General features: G+C 63.0%; 23 protein-coding genes. 13 read left to right on the forward strand and 10 right to left on the reverse strand.

What is annotated here, in order from left to right:
* Window positions 1-3: 3 nt before the first annotated feature.
* From I6E73_RS13225 to I6E73_RS13235, 3 genes are read left to right on the forward strand one after another with little or no spacing between them, the layout of a single operon-like run.
* The gene (locus I6E73_RS13225) at window positions 4-1,230 is read left to right on the forward strand and encodes a DUF3500 domain-containing protein (protein ID WP_197126348.1); all 1,227 of its coding nucleotides are present in this window, start codon (window positions 4-6) and stop codon (window positions 1,228-1,230) included.
* The gene (locus I6E73_RS13230) at window positions 1,223-1,609 is read left to right on the forward strand and encodes a nuclear transport factor 2 family protein (RefSeq protein WP_197108434.1); all 387 of its coding nucleotides are present in this window, start codon (window positions 1,223-1,225) and stop codon (window positions 1,607-1,609) included. Before I6E73_RS13225 ends, I6E73_RS13230 begins: the two co-directional genes overlap by 8 nt.
* Window positions 1,594-2,367, forward strand: a complete 774-nt coding sequence (locus tag I6E73_RS13235; protein ID WP_197108436.1) for an IclR family transcriptional regulator — start codon at window positions 1,594-1,596, stop codon at window positions 2,365-2,367. Before I6E73_RS13230 ends, I6E73_RS13235 begins: the two co-directional genes overlap by 16 nt.
* Window positions 2,368-2,387: 20 nt before the next feature.
* Here I6E73_RS13235 and I6E73_RS13240 read toward each other — a convergent pair whose 3' ends face one another.
* The 4 genes from I6E73_RS13240 to I6E73_RS13255 all read right to left on the reverse strand — a co-directional run bounded on the left by I6E73_RS13240 (window position 2,388) and on the right by I6E73_RS13255 (window position 7,065).
* Window positions 2,388-3,911 carry an ATP-binding cassette domain-containing protein gene (locus tag I6E73_RS13240; RefSeq protein WP_197126209.1) on the reverse strand — a complete coding sequence of 508 codons (1,524 nt, stop codon included), beginning with the start codon at window positions 3,909-3,911 and terminating at the stop codon, window positions 2,388-2,390.
* The gene (locus I6E73_RS13245; RefSeq protein ID WP_197126211.1) at window positions 3,908-4,876 is read right to left on the reverse strand and encodes a branched-chain amino acid ABC transporter permease; all 969 of its coding nucleotides are present in this window, start codon (window positions 4,874-4,876) and stop codon (window positions 3,908-3,910) included. The genes I6E73_RS13240 and I6E73_RS13245 overlap by 4 nt, the downstream gene beginning before the upstream one ends.
* Window positions 4,873-5,757: a branched-chain amino acid ABC transporter permease gene (locus tag I6E73_RS13250; RefSeq protein ID WP_197108448.1), complete on the reverse strand. Its 885-nt coding sequence runs from the start codon at window positions 5,755-5,757 to the stop codon at window positions 4,873-4,875. The genes I6E73_RS13245 and I6E73_RS13250 overlap by 4 nt, the downstream gene beginning before the upstream one ends.
* 78 nt (window positions 5,758-5,835) lie before the next feature.
* Window positions 5,836-7,065 carry an amino acid ABC transporter substrate-binding protein gene (locus I6E73_RS13255; protein ID WP_197126213.1) on the reverse strand — a complete coding sequence of 410 codons (1,230 nt, stop codon included), beginning with the start codon at window positions 7,063-7,065 and terminating at the stop codon, window positions 5,836-5,838.
* Between the two features lie 138 nt (window positions 7,066-7,203).
* Between I6E73_RS13255 and I6E73_RS13260 the strand changes: the two genes are divergently transcribed.
* Genes I6E73_RS13260 through I6E73_RS13270 form a run of 3 tightly spaced genes read left to right on the forward strand, consistent with a single transcriptional unit; the run spans window position 7,204 to window position 11,464 of the window.
* On the forward strand, window positions 7,204-8,790 hold the full coding sequence (locus tag I6E73_RS13260) for a bifunctional 3-(3-hydroxy-phenyl)propionate/3-hydroxycinnamic acid hydroxylase (protein WP_197126215.1): 1,587 nt from the start codon (window positions 7,204-7,206) through the stop codon (window positions 8,788-8,790).
* Complete coding sequence (locus tag I6E73_RS13265) at window positions 8,787-9,959, forward strand: CaiB/BaiF CoA-transferase family protein (RefSeq protein WP_197126217.1); 1,173 nt, start codon at window positions 8,787-8,789, stop codon at window positions 9,957-9,959. The genes I6E73_RS13260 and I6E73_RS13265 overlap by 4 nt, the downstream gene beginning before the upstream one ends.
* Window positions 9,956-11,464: a carboxyl transferase domain-containing protein gene (locus tag I6E73_RS13270; protein ID WP_197126220.1), complete on the forward strand. Its 1,509-nt coding sequence runs from the start codon at window positions 9,956-9,958 to the stop codon at window positions 11,462-11,464. The genes I6E73_RS13265 and I6E73_RS13270 overlap by 4 nt, the downstream gene beginning before the upstream one ends.
* A gap of 88 nt (window positions 11,465-11,552) precedes the next feature.
* Here the strand turns inward: I6E73_RS13270 and I6E73_RS13275 are convergent, their stop codons facing one another.
* From I6E73_RS13275 to I6E73_RS13285, 3 genes are all read right to left on the reverse strand, one after another.
* Complete coding sequence (locus tag I6E73_RS13275; RefSeq protein ID WP_197126223.1) at window positions 11,553-13,019, reverse strand: flotillin family protein; 1,467 nt, start codon at window positions 13,017-13,019, stop codon at window positions 11,553-11,555.
* A 46-nt stretch (window positions 13,020-13,065) separates the two neighbouring features.
* Window positions 13,066-14,547, reverse strand: coding sequence for an aminopeptidase P family protein (locus tag I6E73_RS13280; RefSeq protein ID WP_197126225.1), 1,482 nt, complete (start codon window positions 14,545-14,547; stop codon window positions 13,066-13,068).
* Between the two features lie 72 nt (window positions 14,548-14,619).
* Window positions 14,620-15,642 carry an ornithine cyclodeaminase family protein gene (locus tag I6E73_RS13285; protein WP_197126228.1) on the reverse strand — a complete coding sequence of 341 codons (1,023 nt, stop codon included), beginning with the start codon at window positions 15,640-15,642 and terminating at the stop codon, window positions 14,620-14,622.
* A gap of 99 nt (window positions 15,643-15,741) precedes the next feature.
* On the opposite strand from I6E73_RS13285, the gene I6E73_RS13290 reads away from it, so the two are divergent.
* The 5 genes from I6E73_RS13290 (at window position 15,742) to I6E73_RS13310 (ending at window position 20,585) form a co-directional block, all read left to right on the forward strand.
* Window positions 15,742-16,419, forward strand: a complete 678-nt coding sequence (locus I6E73_RS13290; RefSeq protein ID WP_197126230.1) for a response regulator transcription factor — start codon at window positions 15,742-15,744, stop codon at window positions 16,417-16,419.
* Window positions 16,419-17,813 (forward strand): cell wall metabolism sensor histidine kinase WalK, encoded by a 1,395-nt coding sequence (locus I6E73_RS13295; protein ID WP_197126232.1) that lies wholly within the window; start codon window positions 16,419-16,421, stop codon window positions 17,811-17,813. Before I6E73_RS13290 ends, I6E73_RS13295 begins: the two co-directional genes overlap by 1 nt.
* A gap of 65 nt (window positions 17,814-17,878) precedes the next feature.
* Window positions 17,879-19,312 carry a ferredoxin reductase family protein gene (locus I6E73_RS13300; RefSeq protein WP_197126241.1) on the forward strand — a complete coding sequence of 478 codons (1,434 nt, stop codon included), beginning with the start codon at window positions 17,879-17,881 and terminating at the stop codon, window positions 19,310-19,312.
* Complete coding sequence (locus tag I6E73_RS13305; protein ID WP_197126249.1) at window positions 19,309-19,806, forward strand: FMN-binding protein; 498 nt, start codon at window positions 19,309-19,311, stop codon at window positions 19,804-19,806. The genes I6E73_RS13300 and I6E73_RS13305 overlap by 4 nt, the downstream gene beginning before the upstream one ends.
* Before the next feature lie 29 nt (window positions 19,807-19,835).
* Window positions 19,836-20,585, forward strand: coding sequence for an FAD:protein FMN transferase (locus I6E73_RS13310; protein WP_307784318.1), 750 nt, complete (start codon window positions 19,836-19,838; stop codon window positions 20,583-20,585).
* Between the two features lie 84 nt (window positions 20,586-20,669).
* Here I6E73_RS13310 and I6E73_RS14930 read toward each other — a convergent pair whose 3' ends face one another.
* Genes I6E73_RS14930 through I6E73_RS13325 form a run of 3 tightly spaced genes read right to left on the reverse strand, consistent with a single transcriptional unit; the run spans window position 20,670 to window position 24,006 of the window.
* Window positions 20,670-21,857, reverse strand: coding sequence for a HupE/UreJ family protein (locus I6E73_RS14930; protein ID WP_197126250.1), 1,188 nt, complete (start codon window positions 21,855-21,857; stop codon window positions 20,670-20,672).
* A 3-nt stretch (window positions 21,858-21,860) separates the two neighbouring features.
* Complete coding sequence (locus I6E73_RS13320; RefSeq protein ID WP_197126252.1) at window positions 21,861-22,922, reverse strand: YHYH protein; 1,062 nt, start codon at window positions 22,920-22,922, stop codon at window positions 21,861-21,863.
* Window positions 22,923-22,929: 7 nt separating this feature from the next.
* On the reverse strand, window positions 22,930-24,006 hold the full coding sequence (locus I6E73_RS13325) for a YHYH protein (protein WP_197126254.1): 1,077 nt from the start codon (window positions 24,004-24,006) through the stop codon (window positions 22,930-22,932).
* A gap of 84 nt (window positions 24,007-24,090) precedes the next feature.
* On the opposite strand from I6E73_RS13325, the gene I6E73_RS13330 reads away from it, so the two are divergent.
* On the forward strand, window positions 24,091-24,795 hold the full coding sequence (locus tag I6E73_RS13330) for a response regulator transcription factor (protein WP_197126256.1): 705 nt from the start codon (window positions 24,091-24,093) through the stop codon (window positions 24,793-24,795).
* On the forward strand, window positions 24,792-26,216 hold the full coding sequence (locus I6E73_RS13335) for a cell wall metabolism sensor histidine kinase WalK (RefSeq protein ID WP_197126258.1): 1,425 nt from the start codon (window positions 24,792-24,794) through the stop codon (window positions 26,214-26,216). The genes I6E73_RS13330 and I6E73_RS13335 overlap by 4 nt, the downstream gene beginning before the upstream one ends.
* Window positions 26,217-26,370: the final 154 nt, after the last annotated feature.

Consider the following 26,370-nt stretch of genomic DNA (forward strand, 5'->3'; position numbering starts at 1 on the left):
GTGATGAGCGACGACGCTGGTTTCCGGCACTACCTATACCCATCCGACGATGAACGGATCGTGGGCCTCCGGGGCCTCGACGCGTACTCCTATCGGGAGGCCGCAAAGCACGACGCCTTCACGGGAGACCTGATTCGGGGGTGGCAGCCGCTCTACCCCGCAGAGTTCGTCGGCGTCACTTCTGATGGCACGATCATCCCCGACCTCTTCGAAGCAGCCCCCAACGGTGCGCCCGTCGCAGCGATGGCGAGCGCAGCAACGGCAGCGCTGGCGGCGCTCACTCCTGAGCAACGCGAGACGCTGCAGTACCCCGTCGATGCCGTGGAATGGCAATCATGGGCGAACCCCGAATTCATGCAGCACGACACCGGTCTGCGGCTCGAGTTTCTCAACGCCGACGCTCGCGAAGCGCTCCTGGCGCTCCTCGATGCAACGCTGAGCCCCCAGGGCGCCACGCTCGCTCGCACGCTCATGCACATCAACGGCTACCTGGGCGGGCTTACCGGCCTTGAGCCGATCATGAACGACCTCAGCTACAACGTTTCTCTCTACGGAACTCCTTCACTCACCGAACCGTGGGGGTGGCAGATTTTCGGGCACCACCTCGCCCTGAATTGCGCGGTCGTCGCCGACCAACTCGTGATTTCGCCGATCTTCTTTGGCGCCGAACCCGACAAGCTTCACGATGACGACGACCCCGCGCTGACCCCGCGCGTGACGAAGGCTCGCGCGCTGCTGGCTGCGCTGACTCCGGCTCAGAGGAACACCGCCGTGCTCTTTGAATCGATGGTGGATCCCGCCATGCCGGCGGGCCGCATCCATCCCGGCGATGAGCGCCACCTTGCCGGCGCGTTTCAAGACAACCGCGTGATTCCTTACGAGGGAGTTCGCGCGTCGGAGCTCGAAGCGGATGCGCGCGATCGACTCCGTGAGCTCGTGCACGAGTTCATCGACTACTTGCCTGAGGGCCCGGCTCGAGCCCGGCAACAGGAAATCGAAGCGCACTTCGACGACACCTGGATCTCGTGGATTGGCGGAACCGGCCCCGAGGATGTGTTTTACATCCGCGTACAGAGCCCCGTCGTCATCCTCGAACTCGATCACCACTGCGGTGTCTTCCTCAGCAACACCGAGCCTGCGGGGTTCCACATTCACACCATCGTGCGCACCCCCAATGGCAACGACTACGGCAGAGCACTGTTGCGACGGTACGAGGCGACTCATGACTGAGGATGCATATTCGGCAGCCCAGCAGCTCCTCTATCGCTACGGAGCGATCGCCGACGCCAAAGACATCCCCGCCGCGCTGGAGCTCTTTCGCCGCGCCACCGTCACGTTTCCTCAACGCACCGTCGCGGGTGACGATCAACTCACTGAGCTCTACTCCGAGCTGTGGGGCAAACCCAACAGCCACCGCCACATCATCACCAATGTTCGCCTTGTTGAGTCAGAACTGGGATACTCAGCCGTAGCTTTATATACCCGGTGGGAGTTCACTCCTGCCCCACTCTTGACGACGATGGGAGAGTACGAGATGTCATTCTCGCGCGACGGGCACACCTGGGGTATCGATTCCCTCATCGTCACTCGAACGTGGCCGGTGAGCTGATGTCCATCTTCGGCCGCGCCACAACGATCCTCAATATTGTCGCTGAGGGCCGCGGGCAGCTCTCTCTGACTGACCTTTCTCAGCGCAGCGGCCTGCCCCGCTCGAGCGTGCACCGCATCATTCAAGAACTCGAACGTGAATGCTTCGTCATTCGAGCGTCATCCGCCGGCGGCTACTCGCTCGGTCCCGGTGTCTTGAAGTTCGGGATGAACAGCCACTTGCAACTCGTCGCTGGCATGCGCCCCGTGCTCACCTCGCTCGCCCGGGCGGTGAACGAGAATGTGGAGCTCGCTATCTTTAGCGGCCGAGAAGTCGTTGTCGTTGACCAGGTTGCCTCGACCGCGCGCCTTCACGCTGTCACTCAAGTGGGCAAGAGTTTTTCGTTGCACGGAAGCTGCATTGGCAAAGTGCTGCTGGCACAATTGCCCGACCAAAAAGTGCGTGAGGTACTGCCTGACGTACTTGTCGGACACACCAACAAGACCATTACTGACGTCGACAAGTTCATCGCCGAACTCGATGAAGTGCGCGCCAACAATCTGGCGTTCGACCACGAAGAACGCGACGTCGGCATCTCGGCGGTCGCCACGTGCATCCAAAACTCGGCTGGCGTCAATCAGGCTGTCGCCATCGTGGCCCCCACCGAACGGTTTGACGTCTTGCAGGCGCTCTTCGTGGAACGGCTCATGAAGTTGCAGGGAAGCATCGATACCCGAAACCTTCTGTTCGACTCTCGCAACATTCCCTCGGCCAGCTAGCTAGCCACCCCGCCCGCAGGTCAGCCGAGGTAGCTCGACAACAGCCGGGCATCAGCGAGCAACTCTGCAGGCTTGCCCTCCAGAGTGATCTCGCCCTGGCCGAGCACCATCGCGCGGTCAGCCAGCCCCAGCGCACGGTCCACGCTCTGTTCAACGACGATCATCGCGACGCCAGAATCTCGAATCGCTCCGAGCGCTTCATACACTTCGTCGACCGCGATCGGCGAGAGACCGAGAGAGATCTCGTCGAAGACCAGGAGCGTTGGCGCCGACATGAGCGCGCGGCCGATGGCAAGCATTTGTTGCTGCCCGCCAGACAGGGCGGTTCCTGAATTCTTGCGACGCTGCTTGAGAATGGGAAAGATCGAGTAGACCGCCTCGAGTCGTTCTGCCTTGACGTGCTTGCGCGCATCCAGACCGCCCGCGATGAGGTTCTCCTCGATCGACAGGGTTCCGAAGATCTTGCGACCCTCCATGCACTGAGCGATGCCCAATGCCGTTACCTCATCCGGTCGCAGCCCAGCAATTGATTTGCCGGCAAAGGAGATCGTTCCCGAGGTCAGCGGAACAGCGCCGGCGAGCGAGCGAGCCATCGTCGTCTTGCCCGCACCATTCGCCCCCAAGAGGGCGATACATTCCCCGGCATTCACCGAGAGCGAGACGCCCTTGAGCGCATTCAGGCCGCCATAACGCACCCAAATATCGTCGACGGCGAGCAGAGGCGTGCCGGGCACTGACGTCGCTACGCTCACAAGCGACGTGAGCGAGGCACGGATGCCCGCCCGCTTATCCTCGTCAACCACAACAGCGTCGGCGCTCTCCGCAACCGAGCCAAGGTAGAGCGATGCGACCACGGGGTCAGCGAGCACCTTGGGCGTCTCATCAATCGTGACCATCTTGCCGAAGTCGAGAACCGCAGTGCGATCGCAGCACTGCGAAATGACATCCATCACGTGCTCAATGAGCACCATCGACTCGACCTCGGTGCGCAGGCTCTGGATGATCGCAATCAGCTCTTCGGTCTCTGAGCGAACCAGACCAGCGCCGATTTCGTCGAGCAGCAGCACGCGGGGCTTCAACGCCAACGCTCGGGCGAGTTCCAATCGCTTGCGACGCAGCAGCGGCAGCTTGCCCGCAACCTCTTCGGCAAAAGGGGTGAGCCCCAGGCGTTCCAGGATGCCAGCAACGAAGGGCTCGAGCTCGCGCTGCGATATGTGGTGGCCCGAGTTTGTCGCGGCGAGGCGCACATTGTCGGCCACGGTCATCCGAGTGAATGGTCGTGGAATTTGGTACGTGCGACCGATGCCCAGGCGCGCCCGATCGGCGGAGCTAAGTTTGCTGATGTCGCGGCCATCGAAGGTGACGGTGCCCGAGTTCGGCGTGAGCGCGCCCCCAATGACTCCGATGAGGGTGCTTTTGCCCGCACCGTTGGGACCAATGACACCCAAAACTTCGCCGGGCGCTACTTCGAGCGAAAGGCTATCGAGCGCACGAACCCCGCCATACGACTTTGTAATCGACTCGAGCTGCAATACGGCGGTCATGAGAAGTTCCTGTTCTTCTGCAGAGCGAGCGTGAGCGTGCCCCAGATCCCATTGGGCATAAAGCGGATGACCAGCACGAGAACCACACCGACGACGGCCAAGTGGATCTCGGGGAACTGGATGAGAAACTCGCCAAGCAACACGATAAACACGGCACCGACCCACGGGCCGACCTTGGTGCCCATGCCGCCGATGATGGCAACGGAAACGATGTCGATCGTCCAGCTCATTCCGAACCCACCGTTGGGCTGAACGATGCCCTGGTTGAGCGCCTGAATCGAGCCGACGATGGCGATGAGTGCACCAGAGAGTCCGAATGCCCACAGCTTGGTGCGATAGGTGCGCACCCCCAGCTGGCTTGCGACATCTTCATCGTCGCGCACCGCTTGCATCCGGTACGACCACCGGCTGCGCAGCAATAGCAGCACGCAGACCACGACGAACACGGCAATGAGGAGCGCGATCCAGTACAGGTCATAGGCCTTGGGCGCTCTGGCCGTCAGGTAGATCCCCGCTTGGCCACCGAACCACGGACTATTGACGACGAAGATGCGCATCGCTTCGGCGAGCGCCAGAGTGCCCACGGTGAAGTACAGGCCGCGAAGGCGGAACAACGCCGGGCTCACGATGAGCGCGAACAGCCCCGCGACTCCGGCGGCGAGCACAACACACAGCGCAATCGGGAGGCCCGCGTTGCTGGCTATCGCCATCGTGTAGACGCCGATTCCGAAGAACGCTGCCGAGCCGAGCGACACTAGCCCCGTGTAACCGGCGGCAATATTCCAGGCGGCGGCAAGCGCTCCTAGTTGCAGGATGCGAAAGCCGACCTCTTGCTGATACGTTCCTGCAAAGTACGGCACAGCGAAGGCGATTGCGGCCAGCACGGCGACGATGATGAAGTCCCTCGGCCCCACACGAGTGGGGGTCGCGATGCGACTGAGCAGGATAGAAATTCCGTTCTTCACAGTGAGCGCCTCCGTTTGAGGATTCCGTTAGGCGCAATGGCCAGAAGAATGATGAGCATGACGAGTCCAACAAAAGTGCGGTAGCCGTCACCGAAGAAGTAGGCGCCGAGCGATTGGATAACGCCGAGGGCAATTCCGCCCACGAACGTTCCCATGATGTTGCCGAGACCGCCGAGCACGATGATCGCGAACGCGGTGAGCAAGTATTCGGACCCGGATGACGGCGTGAACGAGAAGCAGAGTGCGATGAGCACTCCACCCATCGATGCCAACCCTCCGTTGAGGGCGAAGGTGCCCCAGCGCACGCGGCTCACGTGGATGCCGACAATGGCCGCCGAGATCGGGTCTTCAGAACTGGCCCGCAGCGAGCGACCGAACGAGGTGCGGGTCACCAACATCCAGACGGCCAGACAGACGGTCAGCGAAATGGCGAACCCGATGAGGTAAATCGTCGGGAGGTTGATGGGGCCGATAGCGAGCGTTTCGCGGCTGAAGGCCGTGTCGAGCGATCGACTGTCGCCGGAGAAGAACCGAATGAACAGGTTCTCGAGAATGATCGCGAGGGCGAACGTGGTGAGCAATCCCGCTTCTTCGCCGTGCTTGGCGACGGGAGCGAGGATGAAGTGCTGCACGGGCGCGGTGAAGGCGAAGCCAAGCACAAAGACGATAGGCAACGCGAGCAGAGGGCTGATGCCCCAGAACGCGGCCAGGTAGAAGGCGGCGTAAGCACCAAGCACGACAATCTGGCCGTGCATGAGGTTGACGAGCTTCATCACTCCCAACACGAGGGAGAGCCCTACCGCGCTGAGGGCGATGAGCCCACCAAGAAGGGCTCCGCCGAGGACTGTATTAGCCAGTCCTACAGGGTCAATCGAGTTCATCCGAGAGTCATCCACATCGTTGTAGGGGCGGTGGGGTGAGGGGCCGACACCGCAGTGCCGGCCCCCGCGTCACCGGGATTAGGGAACGGGAAAGAGGAAGTCCCCTGTCGCCTGTTCCGTAGGCCACACGATGATCGGAACGCCGTCTTGCCACTGCGACGACACGACGGGGATCTTTGCCGCGTGCTCGTCGTCAAACTTCACCGGACCGACGGCGTAGATGCCGTCGGTTTCGCCGATGGCGTCGTTGATCTCGTCTTTGTCGAGCGACCCTGCTGCTGCGATGGCATCCATCAGCACCATTGCTGCCGTGTAGCTATCAGCGATGTGCTGGCTCGAGGTCAGGCCGGTCTCGGATTCGAACGCGTCTTTCAACTCTTCCGCGCCGGGGTAGCCGAAGGACGGGTCCCAGTAGGCTCCGACGATGATGCCGTCGGCGAGGTCTCCGAGCGCTTCAGCGAACTGCACTGGCTCGGCGCCCTTTTCGGCCACGATGACCTTCGGGGTCCACCCGATGGCTGCCATCTGCTTGCGGATGGAGATCGCCGCTGGTGTGATCGACGAGATGAGAACGATGTCAGCGCCCGACTCTTTCGCCTTCTGAATGGCGGCCGAGAAGTCGGTGTTGTCGGCGGGGAACTCGATGTTGCCCGCGACTGTGTAGCCCTGCTCGGCCGCAACGACCGGCCAGATCTCGTTGCCGATTGCTTGGCCGTCAGGGCCGTTGTCGTGAAGGATGAAAACCTGCTTGTTCGTTTCGATCCCATTGGCCTCAAGCGCTTCGAACGGAGCGACAGCCTGGTCGGCAACCGAGAAGAAGATGTCCCACGCGTACGTCCACTCCTTCACGGACTTGAACACCTCGATGGGGGTGCACTCCGCGACAAAGGGAACGCCCTGAGAGTCAGCAACAACAGCGCCCGGGTTGACGAGGTCAGGGGTGCACGAGCCGAGCAGGGCATCCACCTTGGTGGAGGAGATGAGGGTCTTGATCGACGACGTGACCTCGTTGGGGTCAGACTTGTCGTCAACGAGAGTGAGCTCGACCTCGCGGGCTGTTCCATCGATCATGATGCCGCCAGCGGCATTCACTTCGTCGACGGCATGCTGGTAGCCCCATTGAAGGAAGCTGCCGAAGCCGGCGAGGGTTCCGCTGAGCGGAATTGTTGCTCCAATTCGGATGGGTTCTGAGGAATCAGAGGTGCCGCCATCCGCCCCTATGGGGCTGCAGCCGGTGAGGGCAAGTGCTGTTGCCGTGATGAACGCGAGGCCGCCAGCCAAGCGCCTACGTCGGGTACTGAGGTGCATCGCGAATCTCCTTTGATTGCGGCCCGTGGTGCACGGGATACCCCATACTCAAACCCCGTTGGCGAGCAAACAACTTTCCATCCCGTATTTCGGGACAGAACTTCGGCGCCCGCTTTCGCTACTTCTAGGCTCGGCGACGTGAGCAATGAAGCTACGCCGCCAACAGCGGCAATCGACAACTATGACGTGATGATCGTGGGACTTGGTCCCGTGGGAAAGCTACTGGCGATCCAACTTGGCCGTGCTGGTCATCGCGTCCTCATCGCCGATCGCAAGACTGAGGGCTATCCCCTGCCCCGTGCGGTGACTCATGATTTTGAGTTCGCGCGCATCTTGCAATCCATCGGTCTGGCCCCTGACACGATTCCGGAGATCACCGAGCCGTACGACGATATGTATGTCTGGCGCAATGCCGAGCGCCAAAGCCTTGTCGAAGTCGACTGGAGCGGAATCGGATCATCCGGTTGGTACAACACCTACTTTTTCAGCCAACCTGCGCTTGAAGACCGCATGGAGGCGGTGCTCCTGGCATTGCCCACTGTGACGGTGCTTCGCGGATGGTCGGCAGAGGTCATCGCCGACGACGACGTTGTCTCAACCAGACTGAGCAACCTCGCCACAGCAGACGAGCTCATCGTGAAATCCCGCTACTTGGTGGGCGCTGACGGAGCGAACAGCACTGTTCGCCGGTGGGCCGGTATCGACTGGCACGACATGGGATTTTTCTACGACTGGCTTGTCGTCGACGTCATCCCCGATCCCTCTCTCGAATTTCCTCACGTCGCGATTCAGACCTGCGACATCGCTCGCCCCGCCACGATGGTTCCCGGTGGCCCCGGGCGACGGCGCTGGGAGTTCATGCGCTTGCCGCACGAGACCATCGAGTCGCTCAACAAGACCGAGCGGGCGTGGGAGCTGCTCGAACCGTTCGGAATTCGCCCCGACAACTCTGAACTCGAACGACACTCGGTGTACACCTTCCAAGCCGGTTGGGCCACCAGCTGGCGTCAGGGCCACGTGTTGTTGGCGGGGGACGCCGCCCACCTCATGCCTCCTTTCGCCGGCCAGGGTTTGGGCGCCGGTCTGCGCGATGTCATGAATCTGTTCTGGAAACTCGGGGCTGTGCTTGACGGTCGCGCCGCCGAGAGTGTTCTCGACACCTACGAGACCGAACGCCTCACTCACATCCGCGAGTTCATCGACTTCTCCATTTCACTGGGGCGCGTGATCTGCATCACTGATCCCGCAGAAGCAGCAGAACGAGACGAACGGATGATCGCCGAGCTCGCCAAGGGACACGCTCCCCCTGCGCCACCAGCCCCGCTTCTGGGCCCCGGACTTCATCTCTCCGACGGCGGACAGCTTTCGCCCCAAGCGACTATTCACTTCGACGGGGCCGCTGCCCGCTTCGACGACCTGTATTCAGGGGCGGTACTGATGATGGCGCAGGCCGAGCTCTACACGCTTCTCTCCCCTGAGGCCGCCGCCGCGATCCGCGATCGGGGCATCACCGTTGTGGCCCTCTCCGGCGAGCATCCCGCCGTCATCACGATTGACGAAGTCGACGGCACGTACGCTGCATGGCTCGACCAGCTCAACGCCGAGAGCGTTCTCATTCGCCCTGACTTCTACACCTTTGGCGCCGCCACTGGGCTCGAGACCAACGCCATGATTCTCGCCTTCAGCGACCAGCTCGGCGTCTCCACGCTGGAGGCACGAGCATGAACGACACCGGTTCGCTCACGGGCTATCTCGTGCTCGACCTCACTCGCGCCTTGGCCGGCCCTCACGCCGGGATGATGCTGGGCGACTTAGGTGCGCGCGTCGTCAAGGTGGAGACCCCCGGCACCGGCGACGACACTCGCGGTTGGGGCCCTCCCTTTGTCGGCGACGAGGGAGCTCGGGAGTCGACCTACTTTCTCTCCACCAACCGGAACAAAGAATCGATCACCCTCAACCTGAAGGATGCAGCAGACTCGGCTCTGCTGGCAGACCTCATAACGCGTGCTGATGTTCTGCTCGAAAACTTTCGACCAGGAACGCTCGATCGCTTGGGCTTTTCCCCCGCACGCTTAGAAGAGCTCAACCCGCGCCTCGTGTTGTTGTCGATCAGTGGCTTTGGCCACGACGGTCCCGAGGGCGGACGGGCAGGCTACGACCAGATCGCTCAGGGCGAAGCCGGGCTCATGTCGATCACGGGCAGCAAGCCAGACGATCCCCAGCGCGTTGGTGTGCCGATCGGCGACTTGCTCGCCGGCATGTACGGCGCCTATGGCGTGCTCGCGGCGTTGCTCGAAAGAGAGCGCACGGGACGCGGGCAGGTTGTTCGCACGTCGCTTCTCGCTTCCGTCGTTGGAGTGCACGCCTTCCAAGGCACGCGGTGGACGGTCGCCGGCGAAGTCGGGCTAGCGAATGGCAATCATCATCCATCCATCGCTCCCTATGGGCTCTTTCACACGGGATCCGGAGCGGTGCAAATTGCGGTGGGTTCTGAGAGCCTCTGGGCGCGGTTGTGCGCCATGACCGGGATCGCAGTCGATGACGAGCGCTGGGCATCCAATGGTCAACGTGTAGATAATCGTGACTCCCTCATCGCCGCCTTAGAAGAAGTATTCTCGGATTGGAATGCGGATGCCCTGCTGATCGCTCTCGAAGAAGCAGGCATCCCCGCCGGGCGAGTGCGCAATCTGCAGCAGGTCTATGAGTGGGACCAAACGCAGTCGCAGGGACTCATTGTGGATGTCGACCACGCGACGCTCGGCGAGATCAGCCTGCCTGGCCCGCCATTGCGTTTCTTCAGCGCCGACGGCGAAGAACACACGCGCACGGCACACAGCGCGCCGCCGACCCTCGGACAACACAACGACTCTGTGCGTGATTGGCTTAACCAATGAACACCCGTCCCAGTGCTCGCGAGCTCATCGCCATGACGCTCGATGATGGCACCTTCGTCAGCTGGAACTCGCCGCTGGCTCCGTTGGCCATCGAGGAGAACTACCGCAGCGAACTGGAGGCGGCCCGCGCCAAGACCGGTGAAGACGAATCCCTCGTCACCGGCGAAGGCCTACTCAATGGGGCGCGCGTCGCTGTCGTCGTGGGTGAGTTCCGTTTTCTCGGTGGCTCCATCGGCGTCAACGCCGCGACCCGGATGGTGGAGTCAATCCAGCGCGCAACCAGAGAGGGCTTGCCGGTGCTTGCCGCCCCAGTCTCGGGCGGAACGCGCATGCAAGAAGGCACCCGGGCGTTCTTGCAGATGGTCAAGATCACCGAAGCAGTCGTGGCACACAAAGCAGCGAAACTTCCCTACCTTGTCTACCTCCGGCATCCCACGACCGGCGGAGTTTTCGCTTCGTGGGGTTCGCTCGGCCACATCACAGTCGCTCAAACGGGCGCTTTGGTTGGCTTCCTCGGCCCCAAGGTCTACAAGGCGCTCTATGGTGCCGACTTTCCGGAAGGTGTTCAAACCGCCGAGAACCTCTTCGCCCACGGCATTGTCGACGCCGTGCTCGATGCCAAGCATTTGCGCACCATGGCCGGTGAGGCTCTGGCAATCATCGCTGCCGCTGATGATTCCGTTCCCCCGCCGGCGGAGGAACCCGCGACGCAAATTCCCTCGTCGTGGGAGTCGATTCAGATTTCGCGCCGCAGCGGGCGCCCCGGCCTGCGTTCGCTTCTGCGCTACGCCGCGACCTCCATCGTTCCCCTGAGCGGAACCGGTCAAGGCGAGTCGAACAAGTCGGCCGTGGTGTCCTTGGCCACCATCGGAGGACGAGGAACTGTCGTTGTCGGGCTTGACCGGCGAGCACAGGGCGAAGCCGAGCTGGGGCCGGATGGTCTGCGCCAAGCCCGCCGCGGAATGGCTCTCGCCGCCGAGCTCGGGTTGCCACTCATCACCGTCGTTGATACTCCGGGAGCAGCCCTTTCTCGCGAAGCAGAGGAGGGCGGTCTCGGCGGAGAGATCGCACGCTGCTTGGCGGAGATGCTCGACCTGCCGGTGCCGACCATTGCCGTCATTCTCGGCGAAGGCACGGGGGGCGGCGCACTCGCTCTCATGCCCGCCGACCGCGTCATTGCGGCCAGAAACGGGTGGCTCGCACCGCTGCCGCCCGAGGGCGCAAGCGTGATCATGTTCGGTGACACCACGCACGCCGCGAGTATGACCGTCGACCAGCGCGTACGTTCTCAGGATCTTCTCGACGACGGAATTGTGCACGAAATCGTCGAAGAGCGGCCAACAGCCGACGTCGAACCCGCTGAGTTTTGCCGCAGAGTCGGCCACGCGATCGTGCGCCAACTGGCCGAGCTGGAGAGCCAAGACAACGATCAGCGCCGGGCCGCGCGCACGGCCAACTACCTCGGTCTCGGCATCGCCGACAGCGGTGCAGCGAGCCCCGACTAGGTCAGCGACCACGCCTAGCGTTCACGGCGCGGCAAACGAAAGGGCGGGCATCCGATGATCTGGATGCCCGCCCTTCGCCGTTATGCAATTATTCCGAGCTGTCGCTGCCCTCGGTAGCGCCGGCGGAAGTCTCGCTGAGTGCTACTTCTGCAAGCTTTGCTGCGAGCGAGGTGTCGTTTGAGCTTGCGCTTGCGCTGGTGCCGGCGCTGCCGCGAGCACCTTCACCAACAGCCTGACCAACGGCGCGGCCCTGGATGATCGACGCGAGGTCGAGTCCGGTAGCTGCCTTGATCGACTCAAATGAACTACGCAAAGCGATTGAGCTTTCGTTTCCGATGGTGTCGGCTGCACTTGATCCGCTGCCACCGATGACGGTGACGGAACCGATCTGACCGTAACCCTTTGCCCACTGCTCCATGACGAGCGGCAGTGATTCGAGAGCACGCTGGGCGAGGAGCGCATCTTGGTGCTTGGCGAGAGCCGCAGCTTCTGCCTCGATGCTTGCTGCGCGAGCTTCACCCGAGAGGCGAACGGCATCCGCGTCGGCGGCGGCGCGAACGCGCACTGCTTCTGCTTCAACTGCTGCAATCTGGGCCTGAGCTTCGGCACCCTTGACGAGACGGTAGGCGTCGGAGTCGGCATCCTTCTGAGCCTTGTACAGGTTGGCATCGGCTACACGCTTCACGTCAGCGTCGAGCTCTGCCTGACGGTTCTCGGCACGCTGCTGCAGAACACCCTGCTCGGCCGTGGCGCGAGCGAGCGCTTCAGCCTGCTCAGCTTCAGCGTTGGCCTTACCGACCTCAGCCTTGGAGTCTGCAGTGTTCTTGTCGAGCGCGGTCTGCTCGATCAGGTTCGCCTCGGCAACGGTGATGTTGCGCTTGGAGATTTCGCGGTTGGCGTCAGCCGTGGCGAGTTCTGCTTCACGACGCTTCGACTCAATCTGCGGAGTTCCGAGCGACTGGATGTAGCCAACCTTGTCGCCGATGCCCTTGATCTGGAAGGAGTCGAGAATCAGTCCCTGCTCCGACAGCTCGGTCGAGACATCCGTAGCGATCTGGTCAGAGAACTTCTTGCGCTCACGCATGAGTTCAACAACCGAGAGGGTTGCGACAACACCACGAAGAGCACCTTCAAGCTGCTCTGTTGTGAACTGCTCGATGGCGGCATCCTGCGAAGCGAAACGCTCGGCAGCACGACGAACCAGGGCAGGGTCAGAACCGATCTTCACGATCGCGACTGCTTCGACCTGAAGCGTTACGTTGTCAGCCGACTGCGCCTCTGCAGTCATTGACACCTGGCGCGAACGAAGCGAAATCGTCTCGTGGCGCTGCGTGATCGGGTTGACCAGTGCCTTGCCATTGACGATAACGGTGACGGCGGAATCGTTGCCCGCACCATCCTTTTGCGAACGACCCGAAACAACGAGGGCCTCGTCAGCGCGCGCGACCTTGAACCAGGCGCGAGCGATCAGCAACATGACCAAGAACAGTACAACAAGGATGACCACCCCGATTCCGATGAGGAGAACGAGTCCGCCGGTGGCGAAGATTTCCATGTATGCACCTTTCAAAAAATGAGCGATCACCACCCATTGTCCTTGGTTAGAGGCCGCGCATCCACTCTTCGATGCCGGTTGCCGTAATGGGCAGCGCTTCGGAGAGAACTTCGTGGCCGGTCGGGGTCACGAGCACATTGTCTTCGATGCGCACGCCGAGGCCTCGCAGCTCAGGCGGCACGGTCATGTCCCACTCGTGAAAGTACAGTCCGGGCTCGACCGCCATGACCATTCCGGGCACGAGTTCGCCGCTCTGGTAGGCAGAGTAGCTCGACTGTGCGCAGTCGTGCACGTCGAGACCGAGGTGATGACCGATGCCGCAGACAATGTAGCGACGGTGGTGCTGACCCTGCGGGCTCAGTGCCTCATCGACCGAGACAGGAAGCATGCCCCAGTCGTGCAGACCGGTCGCAATCACTTCGAGCGCAGCGAGATGAAAGTCACTGAAGATCTTGCCGGGGCCAACCGCCGCGAGTCCCGCACGGTGCGCCTTCTCGACCAGGTCATGGGCTTGACGCTGGGCGGCCGAGAATGTTCCGGATGCCGGAAGCGTGCGCGTGACATCCGCCGTATATAAGGAGCGAGCTTCCACTCCCATGTCGAGCAGCACGGCGGCGTCAGGATTCACGGGGCCGTCGCAGCGCACCCAGTGCAACACGGGGGCGTTCTTGCCGCTTCCGACAATCGTCGTGTAGCCGGTGCCGTTGCCGACGGTGCGCGCGTAGCGGTCGAAGGTTCCCTGCAACCAGCGTTCGCCGCCGAACTGGATGGCCTGCGGGATCTCCCGAGCGACCGCCTTGAAGCCTTCGATCGTGTGGTTCACAGCACCGCGCAGTTCGGCGATCTCCCACTCGTCTTTGATCATGCGGATCTCCGAGAGCACCCGGCCAAGATCTTGCGACACCGGGATGTCGCGCAACAGCGGGTGGGCTCCGTGCAGCGAGCCGGTGAGCAGAATGTCACTCGCGCGGTTCAACGCTGTTTCGAGTTCCGAGAGTGGACGCGTCTCAATCTGCAGCGCGGCCGTCCACTCGGGCATCCCTGGTGCAGAGCCGACCCACAACTCGCCGTGCGCAGCGTCCGCAAAGAAGTCCGCTTCACCGGGATATGCCGGCGCGGGAATGAAGAGGGTGGCGTCGTGGCCGCCACTCGTCGGGCTCATGACAAGCACGGCGTCTTCGGCCGAGCAGCCACTCAACCAGAAGAAGCTGCTGTCGGGGCGGAACCCGTAGTAGTTGTCGTTCACGCGCACCGGAGCAACGCCACCGGCCACCACAATCGTGCGACCGGGAAACGCCGGGCTCAGGCGTGCACGATGTGCTGCCGTCGCCGCCGCAATGCCGGGCACCGTGTCGGGCGTGCGGTCGGGGGTTGCCCATCCAGTTTCCATGTACTCGATGAAGCCCGAAGCGTTGCGCAAGTGCGGCAGCCGCGGGTCTCCCCGATCGGGGTGCGGAACTGACGAAACTGACGGTGCCGTCGAAGCCGCCGGCGCGGTGTGCTGGTGAGAATCAGAAGTCGAGTGCATGGTGCTGTCTTTCGTTGTGGCGTGTGAGGGTGAAACCTGAGGGAGCCGCGGGAGTCGTGGGGCCAGCTAGTTCTACTGCGGCGCGTCGGTACTGTGCCCGATACTGCGCTCGATACTGTGCGCGATGGCAGCCGCGATGGCCAAGTCTTCCCAACTCATCCCCGAACTTTTGAAGAGAACAGGGCGCGTGGCGTCGAGCACTGTCGTGCCCCGGATAACCTCCGCCAGCGGAATGAGATCGTTCGCCGCGAGAGAGCCTTCCGCGATCGCCATGACCACGTCTCCCGATTCGCGCAACGCTGTCGGAACATCTTCGACAACGACCTGAGATCGTCCCATCAGCGCACTATCGACTTCACGAGCATCCGGTTCATGAGAGCCCACCGCAATGATCACAGCGTCCGAGCGCACGGCAGTGGAGTCGAATAACGGAGTTCGCGCGGTCGTGGCGCACATGATGACCCCGGCCGCGGCGACAGCAGCCGCAGCCTCGGCGCTTCCGGTCTGCACGACCCGCGCATCCGGCAGCTCCACCGAACGCAGCGTGCGCACCACCACGGTGACCGAGGCGAGGGGCCGACGATCTCCAAGAACAGCACGCAGGGTCGCGAGGTGGTCGACCGCTTGGGGTCCCGCCCCAAAGATGACAACGTCGAGCGGCTCCGACGAGCGCAGCAGCGCCCCCGCCGTGGCGGCCAGCGACACCGCCGGGGTACGGATGCTCGTCAACGCAGCACCGTCGAGCAACAGTCTCGGCGTAAGCGTCTCGGAGTCGAACAGAATGTAGAGACCTTGGATGCGAGGCAACCCGACGCCCGGATTATCCGGAGCAGCGGTGAGCACCTTGATTCCCGCATACGGGCCAACTTCTGAGGGCATCAACAGAAAGTCGCCGCGCGTCAGTTCCTCAAAAACGCGCGCATGGTCTGTGCCGGTTTCGAAGCCCGCCTTCAGCGCATCCTGAACGGCAGCAACGGCCGCGCCGGGGCCAATCGCTGCCCGCACGGCGGCGTCGTCGAGGTAGGCGGGCGCCGTTGCGCTGCGCGAAATAGGGGTTTCTGGGCGGGGCTCGACCGGCGAATTCTGCTCGAACATTGATGCCCCTTCTCTCAACACCTGCGGGGCCAATGGTATCGCGGCATCCGCCCGCTCATCCTCGTCGAGTTCCCTGTTCGCGGGCGTAGTCTGGCCATCATGACAAACATCCTGGTCGTGGAGGACGACGCGACCATGGGCGCGCTCGTTCAGCACGGTCTCGAAGCTGAGGGCTACACGGTGACCCTGGTCGCTAACGGCATGGATGCGCTCATTGCGGTAGCCAGCGACGACTTTTCGGCGGCCGCCATCGATGTCATGCTCCCCGAAATGTCGGGCTTCGAAATCTGTCGGCACCTGCGCGAACAAGGCAACCACCTCCCCGTGCTGCTTCTCACAGCGCGTGACGCGGTGGAGGATCGTGTGCTCGGCCTCGACTCTGGCGCCGACGACTATCTCACCAAACCGTTCGCGTTTGCAGAGTTCGCGGCCCGCATCCGTGCCCTTGTTCGCCGCGATACGACTGCCGCGAAAGCAAGCCGCAAAATTGGCAACCTCGTGCTCGACGCTGCCACCGTGCGGGCAACATCCGGCGGCACAGCATTGCCGATGAGTTCCAAAGAATTTGCTCTGCTCTGGATGCTCAGCTCTCGCACCGGCGAGACGCTCAGCCGCGCCGAGATCTTGGAGGAGGTGTGGGGCACGAGCGCCCACATTGATGCCACGGTTGTCGACCAGTACGTCAGCTACTTGCGGCGCAAACTAGACCCGATAGTGTCGGGCGTCACCATCAGCACGGTTCGCGGTGTTGGCTACTCGCTGGCGGCGGTGGAGTGATGTTCTCGAAGCTGTCCATTCGCGCCCGCATCACTCTCGGCAGTGTTGCCGCCGCAACAATCCTGCTGCTCGTCGCGCTCGTCGTGGTGCGCATTGCGGTGCAAGACATTCTTACCGAAGCTGATCGTTCCCTCGCCACCAGTGACCTCACACCGTTTGTTGCCGACATCACGGCGAACCCCGATGAATCAGTGGATGACCCGGGCACCGGGGTTCTCGTCTACATCACCGACCCCAACGCCGACGTGCAAGTGAACACTCTTCCCCGGGGCATCACCAAGGAAGTCACGCGCACCGACCCCAGCGACACCTCGATTGTCGTGCAGGATGACGGCAGCGACCACGCCGACGACGAGGGAAAAGCCACCGACGACGACGATGCCCCATCGTTTGTCGTTGCCGGGCGCACCCTCACCACGGACGCGGGCACCTGGCAGCTGTGGGCGGCACGCAGTACCGCCGCGAGCCAACTCGCGCTTCACGGCCTCGATCGCATCCTCATCGTTGCGGGGGTCGTGTTGCTGCTCGGCTTCGGCCTCGCCTCGTGGGGGCTCGCCAGCGCTGCGCTGCGCCCGGTTAACGCAATGCGCCGCAAAGCGGAACAGCTCAGCGGCGATACTGACACCGCCCTCCCCGTAGGCGGTGCGGATGACGAGCTCGCGGCCCTCGCCACAACCCTCAATGCCTTCCTCGCCCGCCTGCGAGCCTCCACCGATCGCGAAAAACAAATGGTGTCGGATGCCGCCCACGAGTTGCGCACGCCGCTGGCGGCGCTCACCACCCAGCTTGAGCTCGCACACGCCGACTTTGGCAATGCTGAGGCTCTCGCCGTCCAGGTCACCGCGGCGGAAGCATCCGTGGATCGCCTGACGTCATTGGCGACCAACCTTCTCGAGCTGAGTCGCATCGAAACGGAGGCGAGCACGGCGACGGCGAGCGCCGGACAACTTGTTGATGAGTTCACGGGCAGCATTGACCGCGCTCGTCTTCTCGGTATGGCGAAGGCGGCGAGAGTCGATTTCACGTGTTCCGCCGTCGATGAGGATGCGCGCTTTCGAATCGGGGCGCAGTCGTTCGGTCGCCTCGTCGATAATCTGCTCTCCAATGCGATTGCCGCGATCTCGACTGGCGGTGGCATTCTTGCGGCCCTGAGTATCGAAGTGGATGGTCTCCATCTCGAGGTCACCGACGATGGTCCCGGCATGCCTGAGCAGTTCCTCCCGATCGCGTTCGATCGCTTCTCGCGCCCCGACGTCTCACGCACGGGCGCGACCGGGGGCAGCGGACTCGGGCTTGCTCTCGTTCAGGCCATCGCGACGGCGGCGGGAGGGTCGGCCACGGTCGACAACACCGGCGATGGCTTGCGTGCAACGGTGCTGATCCCCAACATGTGAATTCGCTCACGCAAATGGGCGGTTTTTCTTAGCGATCCCATAGCTGAAGCCAGCACAGTAGGGACATGTCCACTCAGGTTCGCCCTCGCGCCGCTACGGCCCGGCCTCGCACTGCCCTAGCGGCCGTCGCTACCGCGCCCGATTACCGCCGCAATTTTGCGCGGCGGGCACGCCTCTCTGATTTGCTCGTCGTCGCGCTCTGGGCTTCAGGCGCAGCAGCGGCCGCCCTCTTTCTGGCATCCGGCGGGGTCGACCAATTTACCTCGGTTGCCGAGACTGTCACGAGCATCGGCATCGTCTCCGGCCTGGTCGGCACCGACTTCATTCTGGTGATGCTGGTGCTCGCCGCCCGTATCCCGCTCATCGATCGCACCATCGGCCACGACCGCGCCATCGCCGTTCACCGTTCTCTCGGCAAGCCGGCGCTCTACCTTCTTCTCGCCCACGGCGCCCTGTTGCTTACCGGCTACGGGCTCAGTTCGGGCATCAACCCGATCGCCGAAATCGGCCCGATGCTGTCGCTGCCCGACATGCCCCTCGCGTTTATTGCGCTCGGCCTGATGATCGCCGTAGTCGTATCGTCGCTGATCGCGGTTCGTCGCCGGTTCAGCTACGAAGGCTGGCACCTGGTCCACTTGCTCAGTTACGTGTCGGTCGCGTTCGCGCTTCCCCATCAGCTGAGCGTCGGCGGCGTGCTCGCCGACGGCACCCTTCAGCGCGTGTACTGGATCGCGCTCTACGTCGTCGCCCTCGGCAGCATCGTGACGTTCCGTTTCGCCGAGCCACTCGTCTCGAGCCTCCGCCACCGGATGCGTGTGGCCGCGGTCACCGAGATCGCGCCGGGCGTCAGCACGATTCAACTCGCCGGTAACGACCTGCGGGGGCTCGAAGCATCCGGCGGCCAGTTCTTCATCTGGCGCTTCTGGACGCCGCGCACCTGGTGGCACTCGCACCCCATTTCGCTATCGGCAATACCGACGGCCAGCTCGGCCCGCATCACCGTGCGCAATCTGGGAACGGGTAGCGCCCAACTCACGACCATTCCCGTCGGCACCCGGGTGAGCATCGAGGGGCCCTATGGTTTGTTTTCGGATGCTGCCCGCACCTCCCCCAAACTCGCCATCATCGCCGCCGGGATCGGTGTCACGCCGGTGCGCGCGCTTCTCGAGCAGGCGTCGTTTGCCCCCGGCGAAGCGATCATCCTGTTGCGCGCCAGCACCCCCGAAGAGACCTACCACTGGGACGAAATCCAAGCGATTGCGGCCGCCAAGGGTGCCACCTGCTACACAATGATCGGCCACCGCCCCCGCGGAGTCGACAGTTGGATGACCGCTGCGGACTATGAGCGCGGTGTCACCCTGCAGAGCGCCTTCCCCGACCTGGCCGACTCCGACGTTTTCCTCTGCGGCCCTACCATGTGGCTCGATCTCATCGAGGCCGACGTTCATGTTTCCGGCATCCGCCCTGAACAGATTCACGCAGAAAGGTTCGACTGGTGAGAACACGAGCGATACTAGGCAGCATTCTCGCCTCGACGAGCGTACTGATCGTCGGCTATCAGGCCGGCGTCAGCGTCACGACGAGCGACGGCACCTCGGTGTCGTTGCCGGTGGATGCTGCAACTAACGGCACCGCGGGCAACACGAACGCCGGCAACGGCTCAAGCACCCCGGGCACGGGCACCGCGGCCGCTGCCCCCGCAGCATCCGGCCCCGCCGACGGTACGTTCACCGGGTCAAGTGTCAGCACGCGGTTCGGCAACGTGCAGGTGGCGGTCACCATCGCCTCCGGCAGCATCACCGATGTCACCGCCCTGCAGCTGACCGACGACGATGGGCGCTCGGTGCAGATCAGTAACCGTGCCGCGCCAATTTTGCGCACTGAGGTGTTGTCATCGCAGTCCGCACAGGTCTCGAACGTGAGTGGGGCGACGTACACCACCGATGCCTACTTGAGTTCGCTTCAGTCCGCGCTCGATCAAGCCGGTGCCTAATGCGGACTGCGTTTCCTACGATGGGCACGATGGCGTCGGTTGAGCTGCCTGCCGCCTGGGCTTCCGAAGTCAACGAGGTGCAGCGCATCTTTCGCACGATTGATGACCGCTACAGCCTCTATTCGCCCGACTCCGAGCTGAGCCTGATCGCCGCCGGTACCACCTCGCTCTCCCACGCCAGCCCTCCCCTACTCGCCAGTTATGCGCGCGCCCTCGAGTGGCGCTCCGCTACCGGCGGCAACTTCAGCCCCCACCGCCCCGATGGCACCATCGACCTCAACGGCATCGTCAAGGCCGAAGCTATCGAGCAAGCCGGCGAGCACCTTACTGCGGTCGGATGCCCGGAGTGGAGCATCAACGTCGGTGGCGACATTCTCGTCTCCCCCACCGGCGCAGCCACTCCTGCCACCGCGTCGGCCTCGCCGCTCGGGCCGCGGGTCATGCGTGCCGGGATCGCCGAGCCGCTCTCGCCTACGGAGCTCCTGTGTTCGCTGGAGTTGCGACATCCGCGGCGCGCGATTGCGACGTCGGGCAGCGCGCAACGCGGTGACCATATCTGGCGCGCAGGCAGCACCGAGCCGGTCTCGTTCGTTCAAGTGAGCGTCGTCGCGAATGACATCGTGACCGCAGACGTGTTGGCAACGGCGATTGTGGCGGGCGGCCAGACTGCCCTCGACGATGTGACTGACCGGTGGGATGTGGATGTCGTCGCGGTCGACCGCGCGGGTGCGCTGCGTGCGACGCCCGGGCTGCTGCACGCGCTAGCTACGAAGATATAACCTAAGCCGGCCGCCCGGCCCACGCGCCACCTTACGGCCGGCGCGACCAGCACTCACACCGCGAACCCCAACCCCAATCGCGAGCTACAGCCCGAAGACCCGCGTCACCGTCCAGAACAGCCCCATCGCGCCGATCGCGACGCAGATGATGATGCGGATGATTTCGAATCCCTTGGGCAGCAGTCGTGTCAGCAGAGCGGCGACCGCGAGCACCAGCAGCACAACGACGGTCTGCGCGAGGTCGATACCTAGGTTGAAGGCGATGAGCGCGACAGCGTGCTCCGACGTCACGAGTCCCAGGCTGGAGAGACTCGAGGCGAAACCAAGACCGTGCACGAGCCCCACGAGGCCCGCGATCCACCAGCGGAAGTCGCCGCCCTTTCGCCTCAACGCAAGCCCAGCGGCCGCGACGATAGAAAGCGCGATCAGCGGTTCAACGATCGCAGCGGGCACCGAGACCAGGTTGAAGTACGCCAGGCTGAAGCTAATGGCGTGCCCCACCGTAAAGGCGGTTACGAGTTTCACGGCGGGCCAGATCGCAGCACGACCCGACTTCACACCAAGCACGCCGAGCCCGAGGGCGACGAGAAAGAGAATGTGGTCGGGCCCGAGCTGAATATGCTCAAAACCTTGCACGAGAAAGCTGGTTGCGGTTGCCCAGGTTCCGAGAGAGAACAAGACCTCGCCGTCATCGCTGAGGTGCCCGAGTACGGCGCTGCCAGAATCCGACAGCAGGATGGCATTGCTCGGCGAGCTAAAAGACCATGAGATAGCGATCTCGCTGATGTCGCCTTCGAATGCAGACGTCGCAAAGGCAACGCCGACATATTCGGATGCTTCGACCACGGCATCCGTGTCCGTTTCAGTCTCAGCGGTGGTGTCTGTCGTCGCGCTGGCGCTCTGGAATGAGAGCCCCGCCCCGATGATCGACAGCTCCTCGCCGTTGACCGCGATCGTTACGTTGTCGCGGATAGTGTCAACGAGAGTCGTCGCCACGGTTGCTTCTTGCTCGCTGACTTCGGTGGCGTCAATGAGGCCGTCACCCGAGGTGTCTTCGAGCCCGAGCGCTGAGAACTCGACCAATCCGGTGCCGACAACACGGCCTTCGTCGATCGAGAAGATTAGTGCCTCACTCGTTCCGTCGTGGGCCCATGCTGCGGTGGGTACGGCAAGGCTGAGTGTGGCGAGAACGATGCCCGCCACCGCGGTGAACTTCGCCAGGGGCGACAGTCCACCGCGGTGCGCAGCAATAGTGGTGCGAGAGGCGTGCACTAATTAGTTGCCGGGAGCTGGTGCGTCGCCAGCGGGTGGCCCACCGTCGCCGCCGCCAGAACCGTTAGGGAGGTTGACGCTCTCACCATCCGGGCTCGTCAGGTTTCCCACCGCTGATGCGCCTACGCGGCACTCCGGCAAGTTCGGCGACTCGGTGCTGTAGTGGTAGTGGTAAACCTCACCGAACTCTTCAGTGTCAGAAACGTGGCCGCCGCACTCATCGAGGTTGGTCGGCACCGTTCCGTTTTCTTCCGGTCCATAGATGAGGTAACCGTCGTAGGCAAACGCAATCACTGCCTCGTTGTCTTGCTCGATGTCGCACGTGACGCCAGCTCCTGCAGCGTCAAGGTTCGACTGGATCGATTCGGCACCGAAGTGCCAGTGGTAGTACCCCGAGGGGTCGATGTGTCCACCGCAGGCGTCAAGTGCGGGCAGTCCACCGGTGTCGAGAACAGAGGGCGCGTCGCCGAAGATCGTGACGCCGTCGAGCGCGAGCCCGACCTGAGAGATCGTGGAAAGATCCGTCACTTCGTCAAGCATCTCGGGGCTCGTGGGAATCAGCACCTGCAGGTGGTAGTCACCGTCGGCTGTTGCCTCGAGGCACGAGTTCTCGGTGCCGGATGAGTCAGGTTGCCCGCCAGCGGGGTCAACGATAGTGATGTCGCCGTCTTCATTCGCGAACTCGAAGCCCTGGGCCTCCATGAGCGCCCAGAAGTCCTCATCGAGGGCATAAAGCCCCGGCTCATCGCCGTCCCAGACCCAGATGCCGCCAGTGTCGGTCGTGGTCGCCGGACAGAAGGGCCCTTCCGTGTTAACGGTCGTCGAGAGGCTGTCGACCTCAAACTGGTAGCAGGTGGTCTCGCTACCGTTTTCGAGGGTGCAGTCCACGATGACCGCTTCTTCGGTCAGAGCACCGTCGGCAAACAATGCCGCGACCGTGCTCAGGCTTGTGTCGTCCGAGGCAGAACTCGAACTCTCCGTCGTTGTCTCACCAGTCGCGCAGGCGCTCGCCAAGAGCACGAGGCAGGTGAGGGGAACCAGCGCGGTCCGTAGGGATGTCTTCATGATCGTCCTATTCGTTTGGTTCTTCACCGGGAACCTCTCCAGCCGGAGGCCCTCCAGCCGGCGCATCGGCAGGTGGTCCGCCAGCGGCCTCATCGCCCGCAACGGTTTCGCCAATGAAGCACTCGAGAACTTGATTCTTCTCGGCCGAGTTGGCGTGGTAATGGTATCCGTCTTCTTCGGCGGTGTGACCGTTGCACTCGTCGAGTTCTACGTTGGCCAGTTGTTCTTCGGTGTACGCGCTGTGCACGGCGAACCCGTCCATGGCGTAACCGAAGATCGCAGTTTCATCGTCGGAAGCGTCGCCGTTTTCTCCACAGCCGAGTGAGCCGTGCAGGTGGTAGCCCTCGAAGGGGTTGAAGTGTCCACCGCAGTCGTCGAACGAGGCAATCGTGTAGGCGCCAAGAATGGCATCAACGGGAGCTGGCTCGGCGATAACGATGCCGTCCAGAGTGATGCCTGAATTTCCGGATGTCGCTGACGCCGAGTCTGCGACAACAGGAGTGGTCGGGATCAGCACGGTCGACTCGATCGGGTCGCCACCATCGAGGAAGTCAAGGCTGCCTTCGATGCAGTAGTTCTGATATTCGGGATCAACGTCGGGCCGAGCGGCAGCTTCGAATGCTTCGACGGTGTCGGTGACGTAGACGTTGCCGTCTTCGTCATACATTTTCCAGCCGTCGTCGCCATAGGTCTCAGCGAGGTTTGCGATGAACTCTCCGTCGAGGTCGTAGACAGCGTCACCATCGAACCAAATTCCCGCGTCATCGGCGGAGGTCTCGGTTGTAGCGGGGCAGAAAGGCCCTACTTCGTAGGTCGAGGGGTAGCCCGAGATGGTGATCTCGTAGCACGTGGTTTCCGTTCCACCGCTGAGGGTGCAGTCGACGGTCTCGGGGTCACCGACGATGGCATCGTCCGCGAACAGGGCGAGGTCAATACCGGTTGTGACAGCGGCGGTTTCGGTTGACGCAGAGTCGGTAGCATCAACGGCGCTACAGGCAGCGGTGGCAAGAACTGCCATGACCACTGCGCCCACGAGAAGCGTGGATCGTTTGTGGCGGAGTGCACGCCCAAGGATGTTGTTCATAGTTACAGGGTCAGCGGCTTTACTGTGGTGACGCTGTGGAAATCGGCACAACATTGAAACAGTTTTTGTTGCTAGATTCGGGCCGTGTCGAACCCTGCTCAGGCCCCCACCCACCGCATCCTTGTTGCTGAAGATAGCGAGGCCATTAGCGATGTCGTCACGACGGCCCTTTGTTTTCAGGGCCACATGGTTTCCCACGTCGCCAACGGCCACGAAGCGCTCTCGTCTGCGCTCGCGCAGCCGGCAGATCTCATCGTGCTCGATGTCATGTTGCCCGGCATCGATGGTCTCGAAGTATGTCGGCGTTTGCGCGCTGCCGGCTCGACAACGCCCATCCTCTTCTTGACCGCTCTCGCGGAACCCGAAGACCGCATCCGGGGCTTCGCTACCGGAGGTGACGACTACCTCACCAAGCCTTTTACCGTGGACGAGCTCGTGTTTCGGGTTGCCGCCATCTTGCGCAGAACCGCCCCGCCGGCAGGTCCGGCCTTGCTGCAACTCGGTTCCCTCACCCTCGACCCGGCTGGCCACGAGGTGCGCCGCGCTGGCACCCTCATCGACCTCTCGGCGACCGAGTACCGCCTCATTCACTATCTGTTGGCTAACCGCGGGGTTGTGCTCTCGAAAGCCCAGATTCTGGTCGAGGTGTGGCAAGACGATTTCACCGGTAGCGAGAACGTGGTCGAGCTGTACATCGGTTACTTGCGCCGCAAGCTTGACGCCGGTCATCCGCCCCTCATTCATACCCGTCGCGGCATAGGTTACGTTCTGCGCGAGGCTTCCGAATGAGGCGCCTTTCACTGCGGTGGATGCTGCTGCTCCCCGTTCTCGCAACCATCATTGTCGGTTTTCTTGCGTTCGCCATCGCCGTTGATGTGAGCGAACGCTCGCTACGCCTAGCCGAATTGGATGCCGAACTCGCCCGCGCCGAAGTGACCACCGTTCCGCCGCCCGCGACCGATGCGCCCGAGCTGCCCGCGCCGCGACCGAGCACTTCCTCGAGCGGCGACGGTTCCGGCCTCCCGGTTCAGTTCACCCTCGCCCCCGACGACACCCTGCTCGAGAATCAGGGAGTTGCGCACCCCTTCACCGCAGAAGACCTCGCGGGCTTCGGAGCCGCAACCTCAACCGCCACCGTTACGGTCGACAACTATCGCGTGCTCATCTCACCGACCCCGGATGGTGTCGTACAGATCACCGCACTCTCACTCGACACGTACAACGCCGCCCTCGCCAGCCTGCGCGGCACCCTCGTTGCCGGCGGCGTCACGATTGCCTTGCTTGAAGCGGCAATGGCCTGGTTCCTCGCCCGTCAGATCGCTCGCCCTATCGCCGGTGTCGCTCGAAGTGTGACACGCATTGCCGACGGCGAGCTCGAAACCCCGATCGAGCCCGCTGGCGGATCCCAGGAGATCGCCGAGCTCACGACAGACATCGACCGCATGGTGAATCGTCTGCGCGACGCTTTGGCCGAACGTGAGCAGTCCGCCACTGATGCCACCCGCGCCCGCGATGACATGCGTCGCCTCCTCGCCGACGTAGCGCACGAAATCCGCACGCCGCTAACCGCTGTGAAGGGTTACAGCGACCTCTACGCGCAAAACATGCTCACCACCCCCGAAGCGCTTGACCGTGCGATGGCGCGGGTCGGCGATGAGAGCATCCGTCTCAATGTTCTCGTCAGTTCAATGCTGCAAGTCGTACGCGACGGCAAGCCCATTGAAGTTGCCCACGAGCAGGTGGACCTTGTCACAGTCGCCCGCAACGTCATCGACGATCTGCGGGTCGCCTTCCCCTCCCGCGACATTGCCGCCGACCTCAGCGCCATCACCGACGTCCCCTTAGTAGGCAATCCGGCACAGCTCCATCAAGCGTTGCTCAACCTCGGAGCGAACGCCTGCCGGCATACCCCCGATGACATCGCCGTCTCTTTCCTGGCCAGCATCACCGAGCGCGAAGCCGTGATCAGCGTCGTGGATCACGGCCCCGGCATCCCCGAAGACGAGCGGGACAAAATCTTCCAGCCCTTCTACCGCTCAGATCCTTCTCGCGTACGGAGCAGTCACGACGGCGCCGGTCTCGGCCTCGCCGTCACGCTGGAAATCGCGATCCAGCATCACGGCTCTGTGCAGCTGCGGCCAACCCCCGGAGGCGGTGCAACCTTTGAGCTGCACCTCCCCCGCGCCGGAGAGCCGTCCGCCCGCGTCTGAGCCTCGGCCCACGCTGGCGCGACGGCGACGGCGACGGCAGTGCCTGCACGCCCTATCCGTTAAGCAGATAGCGACCTTCTGAACTACGTGTTGGACAGATAGTTGGGGAGCGCCCTACCGTGGGATTTGCGGCGCTTCGCAGGCCGCCCGACAC

The sequence above is a fragment of the Salinibacterium sp. SWN248 genome (assembly GCF_015864575.1).
GTDB lineage: Bacteria > Actinomycetota > Actinomycetes > Actinomycetales > Microbacteriaceae > Rhodoglobus.

What these genes read in the sequence shown, in the direction of transcription:
- I6E73_RS13225 (WP_197126348.1), top strand. Translation starts at nt 4, where the DNA reads ATGAGCGACGACGCTGGTTTCCGGCACTACCTATACCCATCCGACGAT.
- I6E73_RS13230 (WP_197108434.1), top strand. Translation starts at nt 1,223, where the DNA reads ATGACTGAGGATGCATATTCGGCAGCCCAGCAGCTCCTCTATCGCTAC.
- I6E73_RS13240 (WP_197126209.1), bottom strand. Translation starts at nt 3,911, where the DNA reads ATGACCGCCGTATTGCAGCTCGAGTCGATTACAAAGTCGTATGGCGGG.
- I6E73_RS13250 (WP_197108448.1), bottom strand. Translation starts at nt 5,757, where the DNA reads ATGAACTCGATTGACCCTGTAGGACTGGCTAATACAGTCCTCGGCGGA.
- I6E73_RS13255 (WP_197126213.1), bottom strand. Translation starts at nt 7,065, where the DNA reads ATGCACCTCAGTACCCGACGTAGGCGCTTGGCTGGCGGCCTCGCGTTC.
- I6E73_RS13265 (WP_197126217.1), top strand. Translation starts at nt 8,787, where the DNA reads ATGAACGACACCGGTTCGCTCACGGGCTATCTCGTGCTCGACCTCACT.
- I6E73_RS13270 (WP_197126220.1), top strand. Translation starts at nt 9,956, where the DNA reads ATGAACACCCGTCCCAGTGCTCGCGAGCTCATCGCCATGACGCTCGAT.
- I6E73_RS13275 (WP_197126223.1), bottom strand. Translation starts at nt 13,019, where the DNA reads ATGGAAATCTTCGCCACCGGCGGACTCGTTCTCCTCATCGGAATCGGG.
- I6E73_RS13280 (WP_197126225.1), bottom strand. Translation starts at nt 14,547, where the DNA reads ATGCACTCGACTTCTGATTCTCACCAGCACACCGCGCCGGCGGCTTCG.
- I6E73_RS13285 (WP_197126228.1), bottom strand. Translation starts at nt 15,642, where the DNA reads ATGTTCGAGCAGAATTCGCCGGTCGAGCCCCGCCCAGAAACCCCTATT.
- I6E73_RS13290 (WP_197126230.1), top strand. Translation starts at nt 15,742, where the DNA reads ATGACAAACATCCTGGTCGTGGAGGACGACGCGACCATGGGCGCGCTC.
- I6E73_RS13295 (WP_197126232.1), top strand. Translation starts at nt 16,419, where the DNA reads ATGTTCTCGAAGCTGTCCATTCGCGCCCGCATCACTCTCGGCAGTGTT.
- I6E73_RS13300 (WP_197126241.1), top strand. Translation starts at nt 17,879, where the DNA reads ATGTCCACTCAGGTTCGCCCTCGCGCCGCTACGGCCCGGCCTCGCACT.
- I6E73_RS13310 (WP_307784318.1), top strand. Translation starts at nt 19,836, where the DNA reads ATGGCGTCGGTTGAGCTGCCTGCCGCCTGGGCTTCCGAAGTCAACGAG.
- I6E73_RS13320 (WP_197126252.1), bottom strand. Translation starts at nt 22,922, where the DNA reads ATGAAGACATCCCTACGGACCGCGCTGGTTCCCCTCACCTGCCTCGTG.
- I6E73_RS13325 (WP_197126254.1), bottom strand. Translation starts at nt 24,006, where the DNA reads ATGAACAACATCCTTGGGCGTGCACTCCGCCACAAACGATCCACGCTT.
- I6E73_RS13335 (WP_197126258.1), top strand. Translation starts at nt 24,792, where the DNA reads ATGAGGCGCCTTTCACTGCGGTGGATGCTGCTGCTCCCCGTTCTCGCA.